Below are 26622 nucleotides of genomic sequence, written 5' to 3'. Positions count from 1 at the left end.
CTAGGCGGCGGCATACAGGCAACAAAGTCGTGCGGCGGTGCATCTCATGAGGATGATGTCGGGTCGGGCAGGAACGTGTGTCCTCGTGCTATTCGTCAGCGGCGTAGCGCTCAGCGCGTGCAATACGAATGGCAACGAGCAAGAAGAAGCACCGCAACCCCCGCCTCGCACTCCGTCCCCTGCGAACTCCGATGCGGCCGATCGCACCGCGACACCGCGCGCGGTCCCCGCCGCAGTTCCCAGGCTCACCCAGTGTCGCGACGTAGTCGCCCCTACTGGCGGGTTCGGCGAGGGCGACTTCGCCATCAACCCCAGTGAAGGCACCGTCGCCATCCACTTCAGTGACACGCGTGACGGCCGGTACAGGAACGTCGAGTACGTCGTTGACTACCTCACCGACCTGCCCCCGCTGCGATTGAGGTGTGATAGCGGCAGCCCTCCGGGCCGACTGGTGTGTCCCATCCGCGCGGATCGCGGCATGTCCGGGCGCGCTTAGCGGCGCCTGGATTGGATCTTGGTCAGTCGTCGCGCAGGCCTCGGTGCTGGTCCACGTTCCGCCCCGCAAGGGGGTCCGGCACCGGCTCGGCATCGACACTGGCGATGATCTCGTCAAGCCCCCCGCTTGGCGGGAGGCTGCTGTAGTCCTTCGTGACCTTGGCTCCCCTCGGGCGGTGCTCGTCTGCTTGCATCCTTCGACCCTAGTCCTGCAGTCCGATCTTGAACACTCGCTCATCGGCCTGAGCCTGCGTATCGCTGCGCGCTATCACACCTCAATCGCAGAGGGGGGGCCGGCTCCGGCCGGTGCACCCCGCGCGGACGGTAGCCGACCAGGTCAGCCAGACCGACCAGGTCCGACAGCAGCCAGATGATCGCCAGCCACATCTCGGTCCCCTGCAGGCCGGGGATGCTCCGATCCAGCGCTTTGGTGTCGGGGTGCGGAGCCTGGAAGCCGATGCCCTGCCCGTCGGTCCAGCGTCCCAGCGCATCCGACAACAGCCGCCGGGACAGCGCGACGATCTCCTCGGAGCGGTACGCCGTCTGCTTGCGCGCCAGCCACAGCGGGTGCGCGACGTCGAGCACGTTGCAGGCGTTCTGCCGGTCAGCGGCGAACAGCTGCGGGTTGCGCACGTGCTCCAGGACGGTGTCGATGACCCGCTCGGGATAGGGCAGCGGCACGTCGAACTGGGCGAAGGTGCCTCGGGAGGCGCGATAGAACCCGTTCACCACCTGCAGCATGCCTTCCTCGGGCGTGGGGGACCCCCACATCCCGGTCCGGCGGTCGGCGCGGGTGACCAGCCAGCCGAACAGGGCGTCGGCGGTGCCGTCGCGGCCCGAGACGCCACGGGCCAGGTTCCAGCGCAGCGCGGTGCCGATCATGTCGACCCAGGCACCCGAGCCCCAGGCTCGGGTCGTCCAGGGCTGCTGGGCCAGGTCACGGACCAGAGTGTCCGGGTCACAGTCCGCGACGGCGTGGATCGGGTGCTCGAACTCGCTGCCCAGCACGTCGAGGGCGTAACCCACCGAAAGCACGTGATAGATCGCCGGGCCCTCATACATGTCGGTCGGTGCCGGCAGCAGGTGGCCCTCGGCGTCCAGCTCGGGGACCAGACCCGTCTTGGGGTCCTGCCAGCTGCGCAGCCGGGCGATCTGCTCCTCGGCCGGCAGCTGCGTGGGAGCCGTGCCGAGCAGCAGGTCGGCGATCTCGATGGCGTCGTCCTGTGCCCGGACCGTCGGATGGTGGCCGGGTCGATCGACGAACTGGCCGCCGGGCAGGTCGGGATTCCAGGAGCGGGCCAGGATGTCCGGCGCCTGCTCCTTGGCTCGGCGGACGAAGGCCACCAGCCGCTCGCCCAGGTCACCCGAGGGAGTCGGGCCGGCTCCGGTCGCCGGGGGGACCCGCCAGCGGATCAACCGTGCCGGGTTGCCGCCGACCACCGCGCCGGCGGGTACGTCCTTGGTGACCACAGCGCCGGCCGCCAGCACTGACCGGTCACCCACGGTGACCCCGTCCAAGATCACGACATGCGATCCGACCCACACGTCGTTGCCGATGGTGATGCCCTTGGAGCTGATCGGCTGCCGGAAGACCTCCACCTCGGGGTCGGTCATGGTGTGGTTGAAACCCAGGATCGAGGTGTGCGCCCCGATCCGGACGGCGTTGCCCAAGGTGATGTTGCCGCGCACCACGGCGTACGCGTTGATGGTGCAGTTGCGGCCGGTGACCAGCCGGTCCGAGAGATAGGCGCCGGCGGCGATATAGCTGTCGTCGCCGAGCCGCAGCTCGGTGTTCTGCACCTCGGCGAGCTCGCTGACGAAGCACCGCTCTCCGAAGGAGGAGGAGTCCGGCTGCCGGGCGACGAACTCCGCCTGGAGGTCCAGCTGACGCTGCTGCGCAGCCGGCTCAGCGGTGCGCCAGAAGTACCAGGGGGAGAAGTCGTGTGGGTGTCGGTTGAACGGGGACACATCGTGGCTGGACATCGAAGCTCCATCGCTTTCTAGGTGGCACCGGGATACGCCAAACCGCCCGCTGCGCGGATATGGAAAATTTTGGCAAACGTTTGCTGCTGCCTTTTATCTGGCCGTACCTTGATCTCGTGCTCGGCGGCTACGGTCGTCGTGGCTGATTGTTGCCAACGCACCTTGCACCCTTGGTTCAGGCTGAACCCCTCCGACGAAGTAGGTGACGACTCATGAGTCGACAGACAGATCTTGACATAGCGCGCAAGCGCTTTCCGTCAGGGTCCCAGGTTGAGGCGGTGGATCGGCCCGTTCCGACGACGAGCACGGCGGCGCGAGTGCTGAAACGGCTCTCCCGCGACAAGCTGTTGATCCTGCTCGGACTGCCCGGCGCGCTGCTGCTGATCGGCTTCCATTACCTGCCCCTGCTCGGCAACGTGATCGCGTTCCAGGACTACCAGCCCTACCTCGGCATCGGCGAGTCCGAGTGGGTCGGCGTCACGAACTTCTCGTTCCTGTGGGACGGCAACCCCGACTTCCGCAACGCACTGATCAACACCTTGATCCTGACGGTGATCCAGACCGTGCTGGTCTTCCCGATCCCGCTGGTGTTGGCCCTGCTGCTCAGCAGCCTGGCCGGTGAGCGGCTCAAGCGGACGTTGCAGTCGATCCTCTATCTCCCGCACTTCTTGTCCTGGGTGATCGTGGTCGCGCTGTTCCAGCAGATGCTGGGCAACGCAGGCATGCTGAACACCTTCCTGGTGCAGAACGACCTGCCGATCATCCAGATCATCGGCGTCCCGGAGCTGTTCAAGGCGCTCGTCACCAGCCAGGTCATCTGGAAGGACGCCGGCTGGGGAACGATCATCTTCCTGGCGGCGATCTCCCGGATCGATCAGGAGCAGTACGAGGCCGCTGCCGTCGACGGCGCCACCTCCTGGCAGCGGATGATCAACATCACGCTGCCGGCGCTGAAAGGGCTGTTCATCCTGCTGCTCATCCTCCGTCTGGGCAGCAGCCTGTCGGTCGGGTTCGAGCAGATCATCCTGCAGCAGGGACCGGTCGGGTTGGAGGCCAGCGAGGTGCTCGACACCTGGGTCTACAACAACGGCATCGTGGGCGGGAACTGGGGCATATCGACCGCGGCCGGTCTGGTCAAGGGCGTGGTCGGAGTCCTACTGGTGATCGGGGCCAACAAGCTGGCCCACGTCTTCGGCGAGCGAGGGGTGTACGAGAAGTGACCACACTGGAGCAGTCCACCATCGGCGACGACATCGTCCCCCGCCAGGCCAAAGGTGGGCCGAAGCGGCCACCGTGGCAGGAGAAGCCCAACCCGATCGTCCAGCTGCTGAAGTTCATCGTCTTGGCCATCTCGGTGCTGTTGGTGCTGGTGCCGTTCTGGTCGGTCATCGCCACCTCGATCGCGGACCAGGAGACCATCAACGCCTCCGGCGGCGGCATGGTGATGTTTCCGACCGGAATCAGCTTCGAGGCCTACCGAACGGTGCTCTCGGGTGGTGTGGTCACCCGGGCCACGGTGATCTCCGTTCTGATCACGGTCGTAGGCACTCTGCTCTCCCTGGCCGCCACGGCGGGCATGGCCTACTGGCTGTCCCGACCCAATGCGGCCGGCGCCAAGCCGATCCTGATGCTGGTGCTCGGTGCGGTGCTGTTCTCCCCGGGCCTGATCCCGACCTATCTGGTGGTCAAGCAGTTCAACCTGCTGGATTCGTGGTGGTCGCTGATCCTGCCGGTGCTGATCAACGCCTTCAACGTCATCGTGATGCGGGCGTTCTTCCAGGAGCTGCCGCAGGAGCTGTTCGAGTCCGCTGCGATCGACGGTGCGTCGAGCGCGACGATCCTGTTCCGGATCGTGCTGCCGCTGTCCAAAGCGGTGCTCGCGGTGATCGGACTGTTCTACGCGGTGGCGTACTGGAACGCGTTCTTCAATGCCCTGCTCTTCATCCAGACCACTGACAAGTGGCCGATGTCGCTGGTGCTGCGTACCTACGTGGTGAACCAGACCTCGATCGGGGCCGACCAGAACGCCACCGAGGCGCTCCCACCCCAGCTCTCGCTGCAGATGGCCATCCTGGTGATCGCCATCGTGCCGATCCTGCTGCTCTATCCCTTCCTGCAGCGTCACTTCGCCAAGGGCGTGATGATCGGCGCCGTCAAGGGCTGATCCGCCGCTCGATCGCTCGATCGCTCGATCGCTCGCCAGTACGACCCGTACAACTTCCAACCACAAACAGACCGACCACGATGTCGGATCGAGGAGGATCCATGTCAGCCAGTGCATTCAGCCGGCGCAAGCTACTCGCCGGAGCCGGAGGAACGGCCGTGCTCCTGGGCGCGGGCGGCCTCAGTGGCTGCGGTGGCGGTGGCGGCGACAGCGCCACCAACGACGCCAGCGTCAACAACGCGGTCCAGTTGCCCACCTACGTCGGTTACACCGGTCTGAAGCCCGACCTGCCCGGGACCGAGGAGGGCGTCGACCCGGCGTTCCGCAACTTCCCCAGCGACAACCCGAAGTCTGTGGCCGAGAAGCCAGGCAACGGTGAGACCATCACCGGCATGGCGAACATCTACTACGCCGTTCCGCCGGGTCCTGACCGCAACAGCTACTGGGCCGGTCTGAACGAACGCCTCGGAGTGAAGCTCGACCTGCAGATGGTCAGCAACGCCGACTATCAGCAGAAGTTCGCCACCACCATCGCCGGTAACGAGCTGCCCGACATGCTGCAGTTCCCGAACGGTTCGCCGCCGCCGGTGCCAAACCAGCCCCAGCTGCTGGACAAGCGGTTCCAGAACCTGAGTGAGCACCTCGCCGGCGATGCGATCAAGGAATACCCGAACCTCGCCAACATCCCGACCCGCACCTGGAAGTCGGCGATCTACAACGGCGGCATCTACGGCATCCCGATCCCGCGTGGCGCCATCGGCAACTACCACTTCATCCGTCAGGACCTGTTCGAGGCCGCCGGCGTCGATCCGGCTCCGAAGAGCTATGAGGAGCTGGTCGAGACCAGCAAGGCGCTGACCGACCCGAAGAAGCGTCGCTGGGCCTTCGGCCTGGTCAACCAGCCGCGTCAGCTGCTGGGCCGGATGAACGACGAGCCGAACGTGTGGGCCGAGGAGGGCGGCAAGCTCACCCACATGTACGAGACGGAGCAGTACAAGCAGACGATCACCGACCTTGCGGCGATGTGGAAGTCCGGTGTCATGCACCCCGACTCCTTCAACCCGGCGCAGCCGTTCAAGCAGCTGTTCAACGCCGGCACGGTGGCCATCAACGCGGCCGACGGCTATCCGGGCTGGACCCAGTACATCCTCGACAACACCGGCAACCCGGACTTCAAGCTGGGTCTGATGCCGGTCTACCAGCGCGAGGGCGGCGAGCTGGCCCACTGGGCCAATGGCAGCGGCGTGTTCGCCATCAACGCGATCAAGAAGCAGGAGGACCCGGAGAAGCTCAAGCTCATCCTGCGGGTGCTCAACTGGCTCGCGGCGCCGTTCGGCACCGAGGAGTACAAGTACCGGCTGTATGGCCAGGAGGGCGTCGATCACAAGATGGACGGCGACGGCAACCCGGTCCTGACCAAGACCGGTACGGCCAACGCGGTGCTGCCGATCCGCTACCTGGCGGACAGCCCGTACACGATCTACATGCCGGGACGGCCGCAGGACGCCGACACCCAGCACGCGTACCAGTCGCTGGAGATCCCGACCGGGATCAACAACCCGGTCATCGGTCTGTTCTCCAACACCGCGGCGACCAAGAACGCCACCGTGGACAAGGCGTTCAACGACGCGGTGAACGACATCATCCAGGGCCGCAAGCCGCTCACCGGCCTCGACGCCCTCGTGTCGACCTGGCGCAACGGCGCGGGCGACGCGATGCGCAAGGAGTACGAGGAGCAGCTGCAGCAGAACGGCGGCCCGAAGTAAGCGTGATCGACCGGCTCGAACCGCAGGCGTGGTTGGCCGGTGCGACGGACTCGTTCAGCGATCTGCTGGGCGAGGACGGGGCACTGGCCGACCCCGTCTTCGGGGTTCCCACCCAGTACGGCAGTGCCTACTACGGGTGGTGCTGCGCGGTGCTGGCTCAGCGCACCACCGGGGAGCGCCAGGCGGCCTACCGGCGGCGGGCGGAGCTGGTGCTGGATGCCGCCCTGCGGCATACCGGTGACCCGTCGCTGCCACCGCACGCATCGGGCTTCGACCGGACCACGCTGAGCATCACCGGCCGACTGAACCATCGCGACTTCACCTGGCCACCGATCCTCAAGACGCACCTCGCGCTGACCGGTGACGATCCGGCGACGGCTTCCCGGGCCGAGCGGATCGCGGCAGTCGATGTCGAGGCCAGTTTCCGCGCCCGGCCACCGTCCAACTGGGCGATGGTCTGGATGACCGGCGAATGGCTGCGGCTCACCGCAGGGCTGTCACCGACCAGCCGGGAGCAGTTCGACGACTGGCTGGAGATCTTCTTCCGCCGCGGACCGCGGGAGGGACTGCATCTCGAGCTGGGCATGTATCTCGAGCGAGGGCTGCCCAACGCGTACGACCTGTTCACCCGCGCCCATCTGACCGATCTGCTGCAGTCGGGCTACGACGGACGTCACCGCGACCGCATCGCTGACTTCCTCACCACCGGGGTGCGGCGCAGTCTGGCCATGCAGCTGTCGGACGGATCGATGGCCTCCGGTTTCCGCAGCGCCGGCCAGACCTGGGTGCTGGGCGCCCAGATCGCCTTGTTCACCGGTTCGCGGGTGCTGGGCCTCGGCTCGGACGACCAGCAGCACGAGGCGGGCCGTGCCGCCTGGCGCGCGTACGACTCCCTGCTCCGCTGGCAGCGTAACGACCGCAGCATAGCGCCGGTGCAGAACCGGCTGGCGCCCGAGCTGCGGGTCGGCTACGAGAACTACACCGCGGACGGGCACTACTCGCCGCTGGCGCTGGCGTTCCTGGCCTCGGCGGTGATCGCCGGGTTCGGCTCCGACGAGCCGCCGACCGATCTCGACAGCCGGGCCACGATGGCGCTGGCCGAACCGGAGCCGACCTACCGGGGGGTGCTGCACCGCGGCCGGATCTCGGTCGCCGTGCAGAGTCGGCCCGACGATGACTACGACGGAGCCGGCGTGGTGGACGTCACCTTCGGTGTGGACCGGTGGCTGCATCTGGTCAGCTCCGCGCGGCACCTGTCCGCCGCCGGCTCCACCGGTGGCTGGGTCAACCCCGGGCTCGCTGTCCGCTCCGGTCCCGGACCCGCGCCGGTGCGCGCGCTGAGCTCGGTGGCGCACACGCCGCGGACCCAGCTCGCGGTGGCCGACGGTGGTGTGGAGTTCGGTTCGGTGGTGATGCTCGGCGACGTCGGCGAGCGCTCCTACGGTGCCCGGGTGACCTGCACCGACGACGGTATCGCCGTGGTCGAGACCTTGTCCGGGGAGCCGGTGCACCGCACTCTGCTGGTCCCGTACCCGCAGGATCTGGGCGACGGACTGGTCAGCGAGGTGGCCACCACCGCCGCTGGGGTACGGATCACCCTCGGCGCGGAGACCCTCGACGTCGCTGTCGAGGGGGCGGTGGAACGGGTGCTGGTGCTGCCGTACGGCTATGAGAACCGCCGGGCACGATGTGGGCTGGTGCGGATCGATCTGGCAGAGCCGGGTTCCACCCTCTCCTGGTCGCTGGTCAGCTGACCGCTGCCCCACAATGGGGTGATGTCGACCCCGCCGCCGCACGGTCTCCCGAGCGGTCTGTCAGCCACCGCGCCGCTGACCGGGCTGACCAGTGACGAAGCCGAGGCTCGACGACGCGCGGGCGAGGCCAACCGCGCCGTCTCGGTCACCTCCCGCAGCTATCGACGGATCCTGCGGACCAACGTCTTCAATCTCTACAACTCCATCCTGTTCGTCATCGGCGCCGGACTCCTGGCGCTGGGTCGCGACAACGACGCCGTGATCAGCGTGGGGATCGCGGTGCTGAACGCTGCCGTCAGCGCGGTGCAGGAGATCCGGGCCAAGCGCCAGCTCGACCGGCTGCAGCTGCTGGCCCGTACCCCGGTGGTCGTGGTCCGCGATGGCCGGGACGGCGAGCTTGAGCCGGAGGCGGTGGTCCGCGGCGACGTGGTCCGAGTACGCCCCGGCGATCAGCTCGTCGTGGACGGGCCGGTGCTCGAGGGTACGGTCGAGGTCGACGAGTCGCTGCTCACCGGTGAGGCGGACCCGCAGTCCCGCGGCCCCGGTGATGACCTGCTGTCCGGCAGCTACTGCGTCGGGGGAGGCGGGTTCCAGCTCGCCCGCGACGTCGGGTCGGCCAGCTACGCCAACCGGTTGACCGCCGACGCCAGGCGGGCCACGACCGACAGCACGCCGCTGCAGCATCAGATCGCGTTCTGCGTCCGGCTGGTGATGGTGCTGGTGGTGCTGATGGCCGGCGCCATCCTCGCCCAGGCGGCGCTGGAAGGGCTGTCGGTGGTGCGGGTCGTGCAGATCACCGCCGTCCTGTCCGGGCTCGTGCCCTACGGCCTGTTCTTCCTCGTCGTCCTGGCTTACACCGCGGGTGCCGTCAACGCCTCCCGCCGAGGGGCGCTGGTGCAGCGGGTGAATGCGGTGGAGTCGGTCAGCAACGTCGACGTGCTCTGCTTGGACAAGACCGGCACCCTCACCACCGGACGGCTGACGGTGGCCGAGGTGGTGCCGATGGCCGGGCACGACGCCGAGTTGGTGAGCACCGCTCTCGGTTCGATGGCCCGCAGCACCCGTGCCGCCAACCCGACCACCGACGCGCTGGCCGGCGAGCTGCCCGGGCACTCGATGCCGGTCCAGGACGAGGTCGTGTTCCACTCCTCCCAGCGGTGGAGCGCCATCCGAACCGACGGCGCCACCTGGGTGCTGGGCGCGCCGGACGCTCTGGCTGAACACTGCCACGGACCTGAGCTGACCGCAGCGGTGCGCGCCCGGACCACACAAGGGCTGCGGGTTCTGCTCTTCGCCCGCGCCGTCGACCCGGCTGCCGCGCTGCACCATGCCGACGGCAGCCCGGTGCTGCCGGCGGTGGAGCCGCTCGCGGTGGTGGCGCTGGCCGACGAGCTTCGGGCTGACGGCCCGGAGACGATCGCACGGCTGCAGGGCGAGGGGATCGTCGTCAAGGTCATCTCCGGTGACGACCCCGACACGGTTGCTGCTCTCGTCGGCCGGGTCGGGCTGGCCGATGCCGCACCGACGAACGGATCCGACCTGGCGCAGCTGACCGACGCCGAGCTGGCCGCGGTGGTCGAGGGCGGCCTCGTCTTCGGCCGGGTCGCTCCGGAGCAGAAGGAGCGCCTCGTTACAGCGCTGCGGCAGCAGGGCCACTACGTGGCGATGGTCGGGGACGGGGTGAACGACGCTCGCGCGTTGAAGGCGGCCCACGTCGGCGTGGCCATGCGCAGCGGCAGCGCCGTGACCCGCGACGTCGCCGACATCGTGTTGCTGAACGACTCGTTGGCCGCGCTGCTGCCCGCCCGTCTGGCCGGCCGGCGCATTCTCAGTGGCATCGAGACGTCGACCCAGGTCTTTCTCGCCCGGGTGGCCACCCAGGCCCTGGTGATCGTTATGGTCACCATGCTCGGGCTGGGGTTCCCGTACTCGCCGGCCCAGACCGGACTGACGTTGTTCACCGTCGGTCTGCCGACGATCTTCCTCACCGCCTGGGCACCGCCCCGCCGACCGGATCCACACCTGCTGCTCAACCTGGCGCGCTTCGTGTTGCCGAGCGCCGTCCTCACGGCCGGGTGCGGGGTTGCTGTCTACACCTACCTCTACACCCGCGTCACCGAAGCCTTCGACGACCCAGCGCTGGGGGACCGGTTGGCCGCCGAGTTCGAGCAGTACACCGGTCTGACCTACGGTGTGGACGCCGACTTCACCGAGGCGGCGGCCACCGTAGGGGCGCAGACCGGGCTGTCCATCTTCGTCTCGCTGGCTTCGCTGTTGTTGATCTTGTTCCTCGCCCCGCCCAGCCGACTGTTCGCCGCCTGGACCCGGCCGGTGCCGGACCGGCGGCCCGCCATGTTGGTGGTTGCACTGCTGATCGGGCTGGTCGCCGCCTTGGTGATCGGGCCGGTCCGCGACTACTTCGGGCTCGCCCGGCCTGCCCCGCTGGTGTATGCGACGGTGGTGCCGGTGCTGGCATTCTGGTTCGTTGCTCAGGCGGCGACGTATCGCTTGCGCCTGATGGACCGGCTGCTGGGGCTGCCCGAGCCGACGCCGGAGCCGGCTGCGGCGGAGGCCGGGGCGTCGGTTGCGGAGGGGGCGAGTGTGCGGCCGCCGGTGGCTGCCGTGGTCAGTCGGCCCAGCCGTGCTCGCGGAGGGCGGTCTGTAGTGCGCGAGCGTCGCCGCTGACTTTCTGGTGCACCAGCTCGACGTCGGCACCGTCGCGCAGCACCAGGTATCTGCCCTCCACCTCGGCCTCGCGCACCTGGCTGCGGGCCACCCGAGTCCGCTGGTCACCCTTCGTGATCACCACCTCACGCCGGCTGACGGTGATCACCGGCTCGCCGTTCAGGTCGACCGCCGCGAACAGGATCCCGGCGACCAGGCCGATCGCCGGGAGCGCCCAGCGTGGCGTCTTGCCGGAGATGAGTTCCACCAGTTCCAGCGGCCCCCGCAATGGAGCCCACGGCAGTGACAGCACCCACTGGGCGAGTATCGGCAGCAGCGCACCGAGCACCATCCCGGCGACGCCGAGCAGGACGCAGGACCACACGACGTCGCTGCGGGGTGCGGCGATGCGCACCGGATCGGAGTCCATCTCGATATTGGAACATGAATGTTCCAGAGTGGTCAATAGATGTTCTATTCGGCTACGCTGATGCGGTGAGTTCCTCGCCCACCGCATCCCGTACCTCCCGCGACATCGTCGCCGCGGCGATCACCACCTGGTCGGTGGACACCTCTGCGAGTCTGGGCGAGGTCGCGCGTCGGGCCGGCGTCGGCCGGACCACGGTGAACAGATACTTCGGTAGCCGCGAACAGCTGGTCGAAGCCGTCGACCAGGTCTGCCGGGAGCGGTTCGGTCAGGCTGCCGAGCGCGCCCGGCTCGAGGAGGGTACGGGGCTGGAGGCCCTGCAGCGATACTGCCTGAGCCTGCTCGAGCAAGACGACATCCTCGGGCTGGTCTTCAGCGACAACGCCCTCGTGGACCCCGACAGCTGGAGCGACCAGGACACCGACGACGACGCCATGGCGGCTGTGGTTCAGCGCGGGCAGGACGACGGCAGTCTGAACCCCTCGCTGCCGGCGGACTGGATCGGCACAGTGCTGTGGACCTCACTGTTCGCCGCGTTCTTGACGCTGCGCGAAGGCACCCGGACCCGGCATGAGGTCGGCGAGCTGATGGTGCTGACGCTGGCTCACGGGTTCAGCCCCGACGGGCTCGCTCCGTCGGGTCGCGACTGATCAGCCCGCCCCGCCGGTCGGGACTGATCAGGACGCCGGCCCCGGCTCGACCAGTGGGACCCCGATCGTGACGGTGACGGGGTGGGCGGTGATCCCGGCCGGGAAGGGCGGCGGCGGTGGCTCGACCTGGACGACGGTGCCGGCCACGATTCCGAGGAACGGCGCGGGACTGCGGCGTACGGTGAGGATCTTCGCCTCGACCTCCGCGCGGACGGTCGGGGTCAGGAAGGTCAGGCCCTGCGGGAAGCCGTGCCGGGCCAGCGCGTCTGGACCGGCGGCGGGGCCAGTTGCCCCGGGAATGAAGAACTGCACCCAGACGATCTGGTCGCTCGCCACCGGCGTGCGGTAGTCGACCTGCTGGTTGCCGGCCGGTCGGGTGCACGGAGCCTGCTGCGGCCCGTAGCAGTCGAAGCCGCCGGCCTCCAGGCCCGGACCGGCCGCCACCGTGGTGGTGGCGTAGTGGTCGCCGCCGAGCGGCCAGCTCCGGTTCAGCGCCGCTGAGGTGACCAGGTGGGCCGACAGCACCGGGTTGCCGCTGACCTCGGCCAGGCCGGCGACGTGTCTGCCCTCGCCGATGGTGTACCGCGCATTCTTGGTGCTGGCCTCCTCGCGGATCGGTGGATGCGGGTCGTCCGGGTCCAGACCGCCGCCGCCGGCGGCGACCTCAGTGATCACTGAGTGCACCTCCTCGGCGTCGTCGGGCCACAGCGACAGGAACGACGCATCCAGGACCGACCGCAGCCGGTTGACCTGGCCGGGATCGGAGGTCTGGTCGGACATCAGCTCGGGCGCCATGATGTCGGCGTACTGGACTGTTCCGTCCCGGTCGGTGATCACATTGACCACGGTGACGGCCGGGTCAGTCTCAGTCGGTACGGCGGCGCGGCACCACACCTGACGGGTCCGGTCGTTGGCCCGGACCTCGGCGCAGAAGAAGCCCGACTGCTCGAGTCCGGCCGCCACCAGGTCCACCTCGCCGCCGGTGGCGACCGGGACCGCGACCGAGGTCTCGTTCAAAGGTCCGTGCTCGTACGGCTGCTCGGGCACCGTCGGCGGGGCGCTGCAGCCGGTCGCCAGACCCGCCATCATCGCCACAACGAGTGCCGTCGCGCCGAGGAAGCGCAGGACGCCGTGAGGCCGCCTCGAGAACATCCGGTCAACCTAGCGGCTGCCGCGCCGGGCGTCGTCGGTCATTGCGCCGCGGGCATCGCCGGTTCCGCTCGCGGCTCCAGGCCGAACGCTTCGGCGAGCAGGGCGTGGGAACGCCGGCGGGCCACCGGGTCGGCGATCAGGTCCTGCACCATGACCTCATCCGCGCCGCTGGCTTCGACCATCTGCTCCAGGGTCGCTCGGACCTCCTCCGGGCCGCCGGCCACGAACCGCGGCCACCGACCGTCCACGATCTGGGTGGGCTCGTCCTTCTCGGTCGGGGTGAGCTCGCGTTCGCCGTCATCCGCCGAAGGGATGGTTGCCCCACCGCCGACCCGCCGTAGCCGGGCGTAGAAGCCCTTGGCCGAGCTCACCAGGTGCATCCCGTCGGCCAGCGTGTCGCCGACGGTGACGTTGACGGCGAGGATGGCGCGGGGCGCCTCGAGTCCGAACCCCTGCGGCTGGAACGTGCTGCGGTAATGCCGGAGTGCTGGAGCCGCGCCGGCGGGGTTGATGAACCCGGCGAAGGTGTAGCCGATACCGAGGCCCGCGGCGAGGTTGGATCCGTTGGGGCTGGAGCCGAGCAACCAGGTCTGCGGCACCCCGGCCACCGTGTCCACGAGGCGGTTCCCGGCGAACGGATGGTCGCTCGGAAAGGCGTCATACAGCCAGGAGAGCGTCTCGAGGACCTGCTGCTGGTGGTCGGCGCGCGCCGGTTGTTGGCGGTTCTGCTGCAGGGCCAGGTCGATCACCGGACCGGCGGTGGCCCGTCCCATCCCGAGGTCGATGCGGCCCGGAGCCATCGCCTCGAGTTGCTTGAACATCTCGGCAACCTTGAACGGGCTGTAGTGGTTCATCAGCACCGCGCCCGAACCGAGACGGATGCGAGAGGTCTGCATCGCCGCTGCGGCGATCAGCAGCTCAGGGTGGTGCGACGCGCCGGAGCGACTGAGATGGTGCTCGGCGAACCACACCCGGTGGAATCCCACAGCCTCGGCGTGCCGGGTGACGGCCAGCGAGTCAGCCAGGGCTTCGACCTCGGTAGTGCCAGGGGCCACGGTGCCCAGGTCGACAACGGATAGCCTCATGGTGCTCCTTCGACGCGGGCTGCCACGCACCCGATGGCGCGGCGATCGTGTCGGACCGTAGCAGATGCTTAGTCGGGTGATCTTCTTGTTGGTTCGGCCCGGCTGCCAGGCCTGGAAATCCGGTGGCGGCCTCATCAGCGCTGATCCAGACTGCTGTCCGTGTCTGCGAACGCCCCCGCGGTGATCACCACCCATCGAGCGGCCGTGATGCTCGCCGCGGTCAGCAGCCCGCTGCGGCTCCGGCTGCTCGACGCCGTGATCCAGCGGCAGGCGGCCGACCTGCCGGTCACTGTTGAAGGGCTCGCCGACGAACTCGGCTGGGAGGTCCGCGAGCTGATCAAAGAGGTGGTGCGGCTCAAGGAGGCGGGGCTGATGTCGATCACCGGACATCGGGTCGCTGCCGACCAAGGACCCCTGGTCGCGGCCGCGGAGGCGCTGGTGGCGGACCTGCCGATGACCAAGCTGCTGCGCGGCGCCCCAGAGCTCGGCCGGTTCTTCAGCTACGGCAGGCTGACCGAGTTGCCGCACGCCAGTCGGGACGACGACCGCCGTCGGCTGGCCGAGCTGCTCGTGCGGCTGTTCCCGACCGGCGTGGTGCTCACTGAGCAGGAGGTCAACGACCTCCTGGGTCAGGTCAGTGATGACCCGGCCACCTTGCGCCGGTTCCTGGTCGACTCCCGTCAACTACGTCGCGGTGCCAGCACTGACTATCGGCGCGTCGACGACGCGGAATGACCACCTCGCGCTGCCACCTCGGCGGCAGCGCAGGTCCGCCGCGCGCGCTCCTCGTTCGTCGTGGTCAGTCGGTGGGCCGGGTGATCGACAGCAGCAGCTGACGCATCAGCGCTGTGTTGAACGGCGTACCGGTGAGCAGCGCGTCCATCTGCAGCTGGCGGTGAGTGGCACGCATCAAGGCGATGGCATCGTCGAACGGCACAGTGAACTCCACCTTGGCGTACTCCACGGCCTCGGTGATCAGTTCGGCGAACTGGCGGCAGCTGTCCGCCTCGAAGGCGAAATATTCGCCGCGGACCGACGGTTCCCGCGCGGCGTAGAGCAGCAGCTCCTCGGAGGTGAGGATCCACTCGCGGCCCGCGAGACCGCCCTCGACGAAGGCCTCCAGCGCCTTCGAGACCAGATGGTCAGCCCGGTGCTGCTCGGGCAGATCGTCCTCGGCGTTCTCGACGTCCTTGAGCGTGGCCACGGCCTGCTCGGCCGCGGCATACTGGATGGCCTGGGCATGTCGGATGAGCGCGAGGACGAGGTCGTCCTTGCCCGTGAAGTTGGAGTAGAACGCGCCTCGGGTGAAACCGGCGACCTCGCAGATCTGCTCGACACTGGAGCCGATGATGCCGCGCTCGGCGAACACCGCGACGGCCGCCGTCATCAGCTTGTCGCGGGTGTGCGCGCGGCGGGCGGTCAGCGGCGTCGCGGCAGCGCCGAGGAGGTCGGTCATCGCGGTCCGTTTCGAGGTCGGGGGATCGTGGTACGCACCGGCGGGGCGCGGTGTGCGGAGCCAGCAACCAGCAGTGGTCGCATCGTATGTGGCGCGGTTCACGGTATGCAAGGTTTCGATACGTTGGTGTATCGAATACAGTTGCGTATCCGATGCGCCCGCGTATCGGTCAATCGGCGTTGAAGCGGAGCATCTCGTGTCCACCTTTCTCTACGGCCTCGGCCGGGCGGCCTACCGGCGCCACCTCACCGTGCTGCTGGCCTGGCTGGCGGCGCTGGTCCTGCTCGGCGGTCTGGCGCTCGGCATCGCCAAGTCGTTCGACGAGGAGTTCACCCTCCCCGGGACCGAGTCGCAGACCGCGCTCGACTCACTGGCGCTGACCTTCCCGCAGGTCAGTGGCACCTCGGCCCAGGTGATCCTCGTCGCGCCGCCCGGCGATAGCGTCACCGACGCTGAGGTCCGGGACGCGATCGAGGACAGCCTGCCCCGGTTCGAGCAGGTCGGACAGATCGACAGCGTCACCTCACCCTTCGACAAGATGGTCACCGGGGTGATCTCCGACGACAAGTCCGCCGCGATCATCACGGTGCAGCTCTCGGTGTCCGGCCCCGAGATCCAGCAGTCGACCCTCGACGGGCTCCAGCAGCAGACCGATGCCCTCGAGGCCGGCGTGCCCGGCTCACAGGCCTCAGTCGGTGGCGACGCGTTCTCGGTCAACACCGTGCATCTCAGCATCATCGAGGCGCTCGGCGTACTGGTCGCCCTGGTCGTGCTGTTCTTCACCCTCGGCTCGCTCCGCGCGGCCGGGATGCCGCTGCTCACGGCTCTGCTCGGCGTGGCGATCACGATGGTGCTGATCTTCGGCGCGACCGGGCTGGCCACCATCTCCTCCACTACGCCGATGCTGGCTCTGATGCTCGGGCTGGCGGTCGGCATCGACTATGCGCTGTTCATCTTGTCCCGACACCGTGACCAGCTCGGCCGCGGGATGGACCCGGAGGAGTCCGCCGCGCAGTCGGTGGCCACCGCCGGATCGGCTGTGGTCTTCGCCGGGCTGACCGTGATGATCGCGCTCTGCGGCCTGGCCGTCGCCGGCATCCCGTTCCTGACCACGATGGGCGTGGCCGCCGCGATCGGTGTCGCCGTGGCGGTGCTGATCGCCCTCACCCTGCTGCCGGCCCTGCTCGGCTTCGCCGGTGCCAAGCTCACCCCCAAGCAGCGCACCCCGCGCGCGGCCGGGAAGGCCCGGCGCCGTCCGCGCCGTGGCCTCGCCGACCGCTGGGTCGCCGCGGTCACCAAGTGGCCGGTGATCACCATCGTTGTCGTGGTCGCGGCCCTCGGTGCCCTGGCCTACCCGGCCAAGGACCTGCGGATCGCTCTGCCGGACAACGGCAGCGCCGACCCCGGTACGGCGGCGCGGACGACGTACGACCTGGTCAGCGAGCGGTTCGGAGAGGGTTACAACGGTCCGCTCGTCGTCTCGGCGACCATCGTCGGCTCCGACGACCCGCTCGGGGTGATGGAGGGCATCGCCGACGACATCCGCGAGCTGCCGGGCGTCGCGAGCGTCCCGCTCGCCACCCCGAACCAGAACGCCGACACCGGCATCGTGCAGGTCATCCCCACCACCGGCCCCGACTCGCCCGAGACCAAGGAACTGGTGCTCCAGCTGAGGTCGATGAAGGACCAGTTCGCCGAGAAATATGACGTGCCGATCGCCGTCACCGGTTACACCGCCGTCGCCATCGACGTCTCCGACCAGCTGGGCAAGGCGCTGCTGCCCTTCGGCATCTTGGTGGTCGGGTTGTCGCTGGTGTTGTTGACCATGGTGTTCCGCTCCATCGCCGTGCCGCTCAAGGCCACCGTGGGCTATCTCCTCAGCGTCGGTGCCTCGTTCGGAGCCACCGCGCTGGTCTTCGAGCACGGCTGGTTCGCCGGGCCGCTCAACGTCGCCCAGACCGGACCGGTGATCAGCTTCCTGCCGATCCTGCTGATGGGCGTGCTGTTCGGTCTGGCGATGGACTATGAGGTCTTCCTGGTGTCGCGGATCCGCGAGGACTACGTCCACGGTGGGGACGCGCAGGCCGCCATCCGAAGCGGGTTCCTGGCCTCGTCCCGGGTCGTGGTGGCCGCTGCGGTGATCATGTTCGCGGTCTTCGCCGCGTTCGTCCCCGAGGGAGAGGGGCCGATCAAGACCATCGCCTTCGGCCTCGCCGTTGGGGTGTTCGTGGACGCCTTCATCGTCCGGATGATCTTGGTGCCGGCCGTGCTGGCGCTGCTGGGGCGACGCGCCTGGTGGCTGCCGCGCTGGATCGACTCCCGGCTGCCGTCCTTCGACGTGGAGGGGGAGTCGCTGGCGCACCAGGTGTCGCTGGCTTCATGGCCCAGCCCTGATGATGATCACCTCGTCTACGCCGAGGGCCTGGCGGTGGGAGCCAGCACCGACGTCGCCGTCCGGGCCCGGGCCAGGGAGATCGTCGTGGTCGACGGTGCCTCCGGCAGCGGCAAGACATCGCTGCTGCTGACGCTGGCCGGTCGGATGAAGCTGACCTCCGGACGTACGAAGGTGGCGTCGCTGGTGCTGCCGGAGCAGGCCGGCACCGTACGCCGCCGGACCGCCTTCGTCGACTGCGCCGAGCTGACCCGGCCGCAGGCCGGCACCGACCTGCGCCGCGAGCTGCGGGCGGTGCAGGCCGAGCAGCCGGCCGTGATCTTCCTCGACCACGCCGACGCCGTGACCGCCCCGGACGACCGGGCCGCGCTGGCCAACCTGCTGGACGAGGTGGCGGCCAGCGGCAGCTCACAGGCGGTCGTGATGGCGGTCGCGGACCACCGTGCGCTCGCCGACCTGATGCCCAGCACGTACTCCTACCTGACGCTGGGGTCGGCCGCCGAGCCAGCCCCCGCCCAGTTCTAAGTCTCTGCAGCTTTGATCCCGACTCGAACAAGAAGGCAATCGACGATGTTCACCCTGGAACGTGCCGGCACCTCCCGCAAAGCGGGACCGCTGTCCCTGATCGGGCTCATCCTCATCCCGCTGGTCATCGCGGGTGGGTTCCTCTGGGCGACCTGGGACTCCAACACCCGGCTGGACCGGGTGCAGGCCGCGGTCGTCAACCTGGACGAGCCGGTCACCATCGGCAAGCAGCTGGTGCCACTGGGCCGGCAACTGTCCGGCGGGCTGGTGGCGAGCGACGAGGAGCAGAACTTCAGCTGGGTGCTGAGTGACCCCGACGACGCCGCCTCGGGTCTGGCGGCGGGCCGCTACGCCGCAGTCGTCACCATCCCGAAGAGCTTCTCGGCCAGGGCCACGTCCTATTCCAAGGCTGACGCTGACGAGGCGCAGGCCGCCACGATCGACGTACAGACCTCGCAGATCACCGGGTTGTCCGACCCAGCGATCGGTCAGGCCATCGCCGACGCGGCGACGCGCACCCTGAACACCCAGCTGACCGAGCAGTACCTGCAGAACATCTACGTCGGGTTCAACGACGTCTCCAAGCAGTTCGGCACGGTCGCCGACGCGGCGGGCAAGCTGTCGGACGGCGCGGGCGAGCTCTCCAAGGGCATCGACGGTGCGCAGACCGGCACCAAGGACCTGGCTACGGGCCTTGGCCAGCTCGACGACGGCGCCCAGCAGCTGTCCACCGGCGTCGGCGAGCTCGGCACCGGTACGACCCAGCTCGCCACCGGCCTGAAGAAGCTGGCTGACGGCACGGCTGAGCTGCCGAAGCAGAGCAAGCAGCTGGCCAAGGGTGCCGACGACGCGGCCGACGGCGCCGATCAGCTCGCCGACGGCGCGGCGCAGCTGAACAAGAACCTGCCCGCCTTCACCAAGGGCACCCAGGCCAACGCCGATGGAACGGCCACCTTCGCCAAGGGCGTCTCCGACTACAGCGACGGGATGACCGCCTACGCCGCCGGGAGCAAGCAGTACGCCGCCGGTCTGCAGCGCTACTCCCAGGCCATGAAGCAGCTCCAGCGCGACGCCATCGCGTGCCCGCCGGAACTCCAGGGGCCACTGTGCGAGGTGTTCCAGAACGGCGTCCGCGCCGGGGCGACCGGCGCCGTCCAAGGGCTGGCCGATCAGCCGAACAACCAGCCCGGCCTGCTCACCTCGGCCGGCACGCTGTCTGACAACGCTGCCGAACTGGCCAGCGGCGCCAAGAGCCTCGAGACCGGCGCAACCGAGCTGAGCAAGGGCGCCAAGCAGCTCGATACCGGGGCCGATGGCATCGCCACCGGCGTCGACGGGCTGGCCGGCGGGTCGCGTGACCTGGCCACAGGGCTGAAGACTCTGGCCACCGGAACCGACCAGTTCGCCACCGGGATCACCGCGCTGAGCAAGGGCATCGGCCAGTCCAGCGACGGTGCGTCGCAGCTGGCCGAAGGCACCGGACAGCTCGCCACCGGTGCCTCACAGCTGGCGGACGGCACTGCGGCCTCGGCCGAGGGCGCCAACCAGCTGAACGCCGGCCTGGTCAAGCTCAGCGACGGCGGCGGCTCGCTCGCCGATGGCGCCAAGCAGCTGGCCACCGGGCTGGACGAGGGCAAGGACCAGATCCCCACCTACAGCGAGAGTGAGCGGACCAAGCTGTCGGCCGTGGTCACCACACCGGTCACCCACGAGCGGGCCGACTCGATCTTCTCCGACGTGGCCACCACCACCCTGCTCGCCGTCGTCGCGCTGTGGATCGGTGCCCTGGCGACGTACGTGGTGCTGCGTGCGGTGACCGCACGGGTGCTGACCTCGATGAAGCCCTCCTGGCGGCTCGCCGTCCAGGGCTGGCTGCCCGGCGTCGTCGCGGTGTCGGTCCAGGCGCTGGCGTTGACGCTGATGATCCAGTCGCTGCTCGACCTGTCGGCCGGGACCGTCGTTACGCTGCTCGGCTTCGCCCTGCTCACCGGCCTCACCTTCGTCGCGATCAACCACGCGCTCGTCGCCTGGTTCGGCGGAGTCGGCCGGTTCGTCTCGGTGGTGCTGGTCGTGCTCGCGGCCGCCGGCGCGATCACCTCGGCGCTGCCGGAGTTCTTCGACCAGGTGCGGCCCTTCCTGCCCCTGACGCCGGCGCTGGACGGCTTCCGAGCCATCGCCGCTGACGGTACGGGCGCCGGGGGTGCCGCCGGGTTGCTGCTGGGCTGGCTCGTGGTGGCTGCCACCGCCGGGGTGCTGGCCATCGCCCGCCGTCGGGTGGTGCTGCCCGGTCGGACGGTGGTCGAAGCCTGACCGGATGACGCCGGCGGACCCACCCACTTGCACCTTTCGGTGCAGGTGGGTGGGTTCGATCTTGTGGGTCTAGGGAGCTCGCGGCGAAATCCCTAGCGTGGAAGCATGATCATTTCCGCCGCGAGCCGGCCCTTCGATGGGGGTCAATCATGACCCTGACCGCTACCCCAACGACCACCCGCCGACGCGGGCTGGCCGGCGTCATCGCCAGCCACCCGCTGTTGAGCTTCTTCCTGCTGGCCACCTCCATGAGCTGGCTGGCGTGGACTCCCTACATCTTGTCCCTGAACGGACTCGGCCTGTGGCAGTTCCGGTTCCCGGCCGTGCTGGGCAGCAGCCAGATCTCGGGCGTGCTGCCCGGGGCGTACCTCGGACCGATCACCTCGGCCCTGGTCGTCACAGCGGTGGCCGACGGCCGCGACGGTCTTCGCCGATGGGCGCGGCGGCTCTGGCACTGGCGGGTCAGATGGCACTGGTACGCCATCACCCTGCTCGGTGTCCCCGCGGCGCTGATGCTGACCGGAGCCGTCTTCTCCCGCGGTGAGGTCCAGGCTCCCTCGGTGCTCGTGCTGGTCGTCTACCTGCCCGCTCTGCTGCTCCAGATGATCACCACCGGTCTGGCCGAGGAGCCCGGGTGGCGCGACTTCGCCCTGCCGCGGCTGCAGAGCCGGTTCGGGCCCTGGCAGGCATCGCTGATCCTCGGACCGCTGTGGGCGATGTGGCATCTGCCGCTGTTCCTGAGCGACTGGGGTGGCTGGCCGGACGCGCACTGGACCCGCCCGCTCATCTTCATCGCCTTCTGCATCGCGTTCAACTTCGTCATGTCGTGGGTGTTCAACTCCACCGGTCAGAGCCTGCCGCTCGCCATGCTGGCCCACGTCAGTGTGAACAACTTCTCCTCCGTGGTGTGGAGCGAGATGTTCCCCGCGCTGGACTCGGAGCGGACCTTGCTGGCGCAGGCCACGGCAGCCGCGGTGGCCGCCGTGGTGATCTTGATCGCCACCCGCGGTCGACTGGGCTTCGTCGACCAGCAGCGACCCACGGCGTCCGAGTCCTAGGATGCCGCGTGTGAGCGCGACGACACTGCGGCCGCGTCTGGTCGACCTGGCCGTGGCCATGGGGACCTGGGTGGTCGTCGGCGGCGTGCTCGCGCTGCTGCCGATCGCGGCGGCGGCCGACCCCTCGATGCGGGTCGCGCCGCTGGGCAGCCCGACCTGGTGGTGGTGTCTGGCGACCGTCACAGCACAGGCAGTGGCGCTGGGATGGGTCGGTCGCCGGCCCCGGGCGGTGCTGGTGGCCATCGCGGTGCTCCCGCTGCCGTTGGCCATCGCGGGTGCCGGCGAAGCGTTCAGCCTGACCAGTACGCCGCTGACGGTGGCGGTCTTCCTCGCAATATTCCGCTTCTCAGTCACGTTCGTCCGTCCGGCGTTGATCGCTGCCACTGCGCTGGCGGTCGGCACCGGGCTGATCAACGTCTGGAGCGGGCAGGGCAGCGATGCCTCGGGTGTCACCGCGGCCGTCGTCCAGGCAGTCGGCGCGATCGGCGTACCGCTGCTGCTCGGGGCCGCGATCACCGGACGTCGTGACGCTCGGCGAGCGCGCGAGGACGAGCTGCGGGCGAATGCCCGCGAGCATGACGCACTGATCCGGGCGGCGGTGGCCGACGAGCGCGCGGCCATGGCCCGCGAGCTGCACGACATCGCCGCGCACCACCTCTCGGGCATCGCGCTGATGGCGGCGGCCATCGACCAGCAGATCGATACCGATCCGCAGGCGGCCAAGCAGTCCGTACGCGAGGTGCGGTCGCACAGCACCGCCGTGCTGACCGACCTGCGGCGATTGGTCGGGCTGATGCGTGACTCGGCCGACGCGCCGCGGTCGGTGGAGTCGCTGGACGCGGTCCGCGAGCTCGTCGATCAGCGCCGGTCTGCCGGTGCTGTCGTCGAGCTGGACGTGATGGAGCCCCAGGACGGGCGGCCGCTGGCCGCGGGACTGGGGCCGTTCGCACAGCTGGCCGCATACCGGATCGTCCAGGAGGCCCTGACCAACGCCACCACTCACGCCGTCGGCGCCCCGATCCGGGTCGAGATCGACGGCCGGTCTCCCGACACCGTCGACGTGGCCGTGCTGAACGGCCCCGGCCGCGAGGGCGGCGGCGAGCGCTCCGGGTTCGGGTTGGTCGGCATGTCCGAGCGGGCCCAGCTCGTCGGTGCCCAGCTACAGTACGGCGCCACAGCGGACGGCGGCTGGGCGGTTCGGTTCGTCCTGCCCAGAGACCCGGACAGCACGCTGGCCGCCGCCGGGTGAGGACCGAGAGGAGGTCGACATGACACGGGTGCTGATCGCTGACGACCAGGCGCTGGTGCGGGCGGGGCTGTCCGCCCTGCTGAACGCCGAGACCGACCTGGAGGTCGTCGGTGTGGCTGCCGACGGACTCGAGGCGCTGGCGATGGCCCGGGATCTGGCGCCGGACATGGCGTGCCTCGACATCCGGATGCCGGGGCTGGACGGGATCGAGCTCACCCGCAGGTTCTGCGGACCCGACGCCGAGCCCCAGATCCCGGTGCTGATCCTGACCACCTTCGACCTCGATGACTATGTCTTCGGCGCCCTCGAGGCCGGCGCGACGGGGTTCCTCCTCAAGGATGCCGAGCCCGCCTCGATCCTGCACGCGGTCCGCCAGGTCGCTGCCGGGTTCGGCACCATCGACCAGAGCCTCACCCAGCGGGTGTTGCGCGAGTTCGTCCACCGACGACGCCTGCAGCCGGTGAGCGCCGGGCGCGGCAGCGAGCTGCTCACCCCGCGCGAACGAGACATCCTGCTGCTGCTGGCTCAGGGCATGTCGAACGACGAGATCGCGGCGGCGCTGGTCGTCGAGGTGTCCACGGTCAAGTCGCACCTGGCGCGACTGCTGCCCAAGCTGGGCGTACGGTCCCGGCTCCAAGCCGTTGTCTGGGCCTACCAGAGCGGAGTGGTCGACCTGCCCGGCCGCTGACCGGCGTGGCGCCGGGCAGGCTACGCGGCCCGCTGGAGTCGGCGGATCTCCTCCAGCACGCCCGGCATCGCCGCCTCCACGGCGGCGAGGGTGTCCTCGAAGCCGCTGTCCGGGCCGTACCACGGGTCCGGCACGCCGGACCCGGGCTCGGCATCCGGGTCGAAGTCGGTCAGCAACCGTGGCTCGGCGTCGGGGACCAGTCGGCGCAGCAGCGAGACGTGCACGTCCTCCATCGCCACCACCAGGTCGGACTGCTCGAGTTCGGCCGCGCTGACCCGGTGCGCCTCATGATCACTGGAGCGATAGCCGTGGCGGGTCAGCACCGCGGCCGCTCGCGGGTCCATCGGGTTGCCGAGTTCCTCGCTGCTGGTCGCGGCGCTGGTGATCTCGACGTCCACCAGGCCCGCGTCTCGCACCATGCGCTGGGCGACCCGCTCCGCGATGGGCGAGCGACAGATGTTGCCCCAGCAGACGAACAGGACCCGGACCGGGTCAGCCACGACGGCGTGACCGGTCGCTCGTGTCCGGCAAGAAGGCGTTGAGCAAGAAGCTGACGATCGAGACGATGATCGCCCCGAACACCGCCGTCCCGAAGCCGTCGACGCTCCAGCCCAGGTCGAACTTCCCCGAGATCCAGGAGGTGAGCAGCAGCATGCAGGCGTTGATGATGAGCAGGAAGAGCCCGAGGGTGAGCAGCACGAGTGGAGCGGTGAAGAAGGTGAAGATCGGCTTGACCACGGCGTTCACCACACCGAAGATCAGCGCCACGATCACCAAGACGATGGCCTTCTGCGTGGTGGTGTCAGCAGTGAGGGTGATGCCACTGAGCAGGAAGGTGGCGACCGCCAGGGCGGCGGCCGTGGCCAGCAGTCGAAGGATGGTTGCCATGGACCGATCCTGCCACCGACGTCCAGCCGATGTCGCCTCCAGGGCTGACGGGGGTCGTCAGTCCGCCGTGGCGTCGTGCTCGAGGCCGGCGCGTTCGGCACCGATCGTCGTGTCGTCGCCATGGCCGGTCTTGACCACCGTCTCGTCCGGCAGGGCGAACAGCCGCTCGGTGATGCTGGCCACGATGGTGTCGTAGTCGCTGAAGCTCCGGCCGGTGGCGCCGGGCCCACCGGCGAACAAGGTGTCGCCGGTGAACACCGTGCCGAGATCCTCGGCGTAGAAGCAGACGGCGCCGGGGGCGTGGCCGGGGGTGTGCAGGACCGTCAGGGTGGTGCCGCCGACCCGGATCTGCTGGCCGTCCGCCAGGCTGCCGTCGGGTGGGGTGTCGTGGGTGAGTGCCCAGACCGGGGCGTCGTCGGGATGGAGCAGCACCGGTGCGCCGGTGGCCGCACCCAGCGCCGGCGCGAATCGGACGTGGTCGTCATGGCCGTGGGTGCACAGGACGGCCAGCACCGTGCGACCCGCCACCAGCTTGAGGATCGCCTCCACATCGTGCGGCGCGTCGATCACCACACACTCGGTGTCGTCGCCGACCACCCAGACATTGTTGTCGACGTCGAAGGTCTGACCGTCCAGGGTGAAGGTGCCCGAGGTGACCGCGTGGTCGATCCGCGCGCTCACCGTGACACCTGCCCGGCCCCGGCGGCATCGGGCAGCACCACGACCGAGCGCAGCACCTGACCGCCGCGCATCTTCTCGAACGCGGCCTCCAGGTCGTCGATGCCCACCTCCTCGGAGACGAAGGCGTCGAGCGGCAGCCGGCCTTGCAGATAGAGGTCGATCAGCATCGGGAAGTCACGCTCCGGCAGGCAGTCGCCGTACCAGCTGGACTTGAGCGATCCGCCGCGGCCGAAAACGTCCAGCAGCGGCAGCTCCACCGTCATCTCCGGGGTGGGGACGCCGACCAGCACCACCGTTCCGGCCAGGTCGCGGCCGTAGAAAGCCTGCTTCCAGGTCTCCGGGCGGCCGACGGCGTCGATCACCACGTCCGGCCCGAAGCCACCGGTCAGCTCCTGCATCGCCTCGACGGCGTCGCGCTGGCTGGAGTTCACGGTGTGGGTGGCGCCGAGGTCACTGGCCCAGCCGAGCTTGCGGTCGTCCACGTCGATGGCGATGATCGTCCCCGCCCCGGCGAGACGGGCGCCGACCACCGCGGCGGAGCCGACGCCGCCGCAGCCGATCACCGCGACCGAGTCACCGCGGGTCACGCCGGCGGTGTTGATCGCCGCACCGAGGCCGGCCATCACGCCACAGCCCAGCAGGCCGGCGACGGCGGGTCGCGCCGCCGGGTCCACCTTGGTGCACTGGCCGGAGGCGACCAGGGTCTTCTCGATGAACGCGCCGATGCCCAGTGCCGCAGTCAGCTCGGTGCCGTCCTCGAGGGTCATCTTCTGGGTCGCGTTGCGGGTGGCGAAGCAATACCAGGGTCGGCCCCGCTTGCAGGCGCGGCAGCTGCCGCAGACCGCGCGCCAGTTCAAGATGACGTAGTCACCGGGCGCCACGTCGGTGACGTCGTCGCCGACCGCCTCGACGATGCCGGCAGCCTCGTGGCCCAGCAGATACGGGAAGTCGTCGCCGATGCCGCCCTCGCGATAGTGCAGGTCGGTGTGGCACACCCCGCAGGCCTGGATCGCCACCACCGCCTCGCCCGGACCGGGGTCGGGCACAGTGATCGTCACGATCTCGGTTGGCGCGCCTTTGCTGCGGGCGATGATCCCTTGCACCTGCTGGGGCATGCTGGCTCTCCTCGGTTCGGCGGACGGGTCCACGACGAGGCACCGAGTCACTGCGACAGGTTGGTCCTGGCGGTGGTCAGCCGGGGGCCGCGTCTCTCGCATCGTAGATCACCGGTCACC

The 26622-nt window shown here is 69.3% G+C and carries 21 protein-coding genes; 12 read left to right on the top strand and 9 right to left on the bottom strand.

Annotated features, from left to right (window positions below):
• Positions 1 to 729: 729 nt before the first annotated feature.
• Complete coding sequence (locus AC1XX3_RS05485; RefSeq protein ID WP_483320055.1) at positions 730 to 2478, bottom strand: acyltransferase; 1749 nt, start codon at positions 2476 to 2478, stop codon at positions 730 to 732.
• 278 nt (positions 2479 to 2756) lie between these two features.
• Between AC1XX3_RS05485 and AC1XX3_RS05480 the strand changes: the two genes are divergently transcribed.
• From AC1XX3_RS05480 to AC1XX3_RS05460, 5 genes are all read left to right on the top strand, one after another.
• On the top strand, positions 2757 to 3698 hold the full coding sequence (locus AC1XX3_RS05480; RefSeq protein ID WP_483320054.1) for an ABC transporter permease subunit: 942 nt from the start codon (positions 2757 to 2759) through the stop codon (positions 3696 to 3698).
• Positions 3695 to 4642 carry a carbohydrate ABC transporter permease gene (locus tag AC1XX3_RS05475; RefSeq protein ID WP_483320053.1) on the top strand — a complete coding sequence of 316 codons (948 nt, stop codon included), beginning with the start codon at positions 3695 to 3697 and terminating at the stop codon, positions 4640 to 4642. The genes AC1XX3_RS05480 and AC1XX3_RS05475 overlap by 4 nt, the downstream gene beginning before the upstream one ends.
• 101 nt (positions 4643 to 4743) lie before the next feature.
• Positions 4744 to 6408, top strand: a complete 1665-nt coding sequence (locus tag AC1XX3_RS05470; RefSeq protein ID WP_483320052.1) for an extracellular solute-binding protein — start codon at positions 4744 to 4746, stop codon at positions 6406 to 6408.
• Between the two features lie 2 nt (positions 6409 to 6410).
• A complete protein-coding gene (locus AC1XX3_RS05465; RefSeq protein ID WP_483320051.1) occupies positions 6411 to 8162 on the top strand; it encodes a hypothetical protein in 1752 nt (583 codons plus the stop codon).
• A gap of 21 nt (positions 8163 to 8183) precedes the next feature.
• Positions 8184 to 10847, top strand: a complete 2664-nt coding sequence (locus AC1XX3_RS05460; RefSeq protein ID WP_483320050.1) for an HAD-IC family P-type ATPase — start codon at positions 8184 to 8186, stop codon at positions 10845 to 10847.
• On the opposite strand, the gene AC1XX3_RS05455 is transcribed toward AC1XX3_RS05460, so the two are convergent.
• Complete coding sequence (locus AC1XX3_RS05455) at positions 10789 to 11256, bottom strand: YqeB family protein (protein ID WP_483320049.1); 468 nt, start codon at positions 11254 to 11256, stop codon at positions 10789 to 10791. The genes AC1XX3_RS05460 and AC1XX3_RS05455 overlap by 59 nt on opposite strands.
• 65 nt (positions 11257 to 11321) lie before the next feature.
• On the opposite strand from AC1XX3_RS05455, the gene AC1XX3_RS05450 reads away from it, so the two are divergent.
• Positions 11322 to 11903 (top strand): TetR/AcrR family transcriptional regulator, encoded by a 582-nt coding sequence (locus AC1XX3_RS05450; RefSeq protein ID WP_483320048.1) that lies wholly within the window; start codon positions 11322 to 11324, stop codon positions 11901 to 11903.
• A 27-nt stretch (positions 11904 to 11930) separates the two neighbouring features.
• Here AC1XX3_RS05450 and AC1XX3_RS05445 read toward each other — a convergent pair whose 3' ends face one another.
• Both AC1XX3_RS05445 and AC1XX3_RS05440 read right to left on the bottom strand, forming a co-directional pair.
• Positions 11931 to 13055: a hypothetical protein gene (locus AC1XX3_RS05445; RefSeq protein ID WP_483320221.1), complete on the bottom strand. Its 1125-nt coding sequence runs from the start codon at positions 13053 to 13055 to the stop codon at positions 11931 to 11933.
• 38 nt (positions 13056 to 13093) lie between these two features.
• Positions 13094 to 14140 carry an MsnO8 family LLM class oxidoreductase gene (locus tag AC1XX3_RS05440; RefSeq protein WP_483320047.1) on the bottom strand — a complete coding sequence of 349 codons (1047 nt, stop codon included), beginning with the start codon at positions 14138 to 14140 and terminating at the stop codon, positions 13094 to 13096.
• 159 nt (positions 14141 to 14299) lie between these two features.
• Between AC1XX3_RS05440 and AC1XX3_RS05435 the strand changes: the two genes are divergently transcribed.
• Positions 14300 to 14875, top strand: a complete 576-nt coding sequence (locus AC1XX3_RS05435) for a DUF2087 domain-containing protein (RefSeq protein ID WP_483320046.1) — start codon at positions 14300 to 14302, stop codon at positions 14873 to 14875.
• A 64-nt stretch (positions 14876 to 14939) separates the two neighbouring features.
• Here the strand turns inward: AC1XX3_RS05435 and AC1XX3_RS05430 are convergent, their stop codons facing one another.
• Positions 14940 to 15596: a TetR/AcrR family transcriptional regulator gene (locus AC1XX3_RS05430; protein ID WP_483320045.1), complete on the bottom strand. Its 657-nt coding sequence runs from the start codon at positions 15594 to 15596 to the stop codon at positions 14940 to 14942.
• A gap of 196 nt (positions 15597 to 15792) precedes the next feature.
• Here AC1XX3_RS05430 and AC1XX3_RS05425 point away from each other — a divergent pair, with 196 nt between their 5' ends.
• From AC1XX3_RS05425 to AC1XX3_RS05405, 5 genes are all read left to right on the top strand, one after another.
• Positions 15793 to 18513: an MMPL family transporter gene (locus AC1XX3_RS05425; RefSeq protein ID WP_483320044.1), complete on the top strand. Its 2721-nt coding sequence runs from the start codon at positions 15793 to 15795 to the stop codon at positions 18511 to 18513.
• Between the two features lie 45 nt (positions 18514 to 18558).
• On the top strand, positions 18559 to 20823 hold the full coding sequence (locus AC1XX3_RS05420) for a YhgE/Pip domain-containing protein (protein ID WP_483320043.1): 2265 nt from the start codon (positions 18559 to 18561) through the stop codon (positions 20821 to 20823).
• A gap of 149 nt (positions 20824 to 20972) precedes the next feature.
• Entirely contained in the window at positions 20973 to 21881 is a 909-nt protein-coding gene (locus AC1XX3_RS05415) for a CPBP family intramembrane glutamic endopeptidase (RefSeq protein ID WP_483320042.1), read from the top strand.
• 10 nt (positions 21882 to 21891) lie between these two features.
• A complete protein-coding gene (locus AC1XX3_RS05410; RefSeq protein WP_483320041.1) occupies positions 21892 to 23130 on the top strand; it encodes a sensor histidine kinase in 1239 nt (412 codons plus the stop codon).
• A 19-nt stretch (positions 23131 to 23149) separates the two neighbouring features.
• Complete coding sequence (locus AC1XX3_RS05405; RefSeq protein ID WP_483320040.1) at positions 23150 to 23818, top strand: response regulator; 669 nt, start codon at positions 23150 to 23152, stop codon at positions 23816 to 23818.
• 20 nt (positions 23819 to 23838) lie between these two features.
• On the opposite strand, the gene AC1XX3_RS05400 is transcribed toward AC1XX3_RS05405, so the two are convergent.
• From AC1XX3_RS05400 to AC1XX3_RS05385, 4 genes are read right to left on the bottom strand one after another with little or no spacing between them, the layout of a single operon-like run.
• Positions 23839 to 24318, bottom strand: a complete 480-nt coding sequence (locus tag AC1XX3_RS05400) for a low molecular weight protein-tyrosine-phosphatase (protein WP_483320039.1) — start codon at positions 24316 to 24318, stop codon at positions 23839 to 23841.
• A complete protein-coding gene (locus AC1XX3_RS05395) occupies positions 24311 to 24706 on the bottom strand; it encodes a phage holin family protein (RefSeq protein ID WP_483320038.1) in 396 nt (131 codons plus the stop codon). The genes AC1XX3_RS05400 and AC1XX3_RS05395 overlap by 8 nt, the downstream gene beginning before the upstream one ends.
• Positions 24707 to 24763: 57 nt before the next feature.
• Positions 24764 to 25387: an MBL fold metallo-hydrolase gene (locus AC1XX3_RS05390; protein ID WP_483320037.1), complete on the bottom strand. Its 624-nt coding sequence runs from the start codon at positions 25385 to 25387 to the stop codon at positions 24764 to 24766.
• On the bottom strand, positions 25384 to 26502 hold the full coding sequence (locus AC1XX3_RS05385; RefSeq protein ID WP_483320036.1) for an S-(hydroxymethyl)mycothiol dehydrogenase: 1119 nt from the start codon (positions 26500 to 26502) through the stop codon (positions 25384 to 25386). Before AC1XX3_RS05385 ends, AC1XX3_RS05390 begins: the two co-directional genes overlap by 4 nt.
• Positions 26503 to 26622: the final 120 nt, after the last annotated feature.

It is taken from the genome of Microlunatus sp. M237, assembly GCF_056896895.1.
Note: the sequence above shows the minus strand (reverse complement) of the source record. Positions and strands in the feature narration are given on the sequence as shown.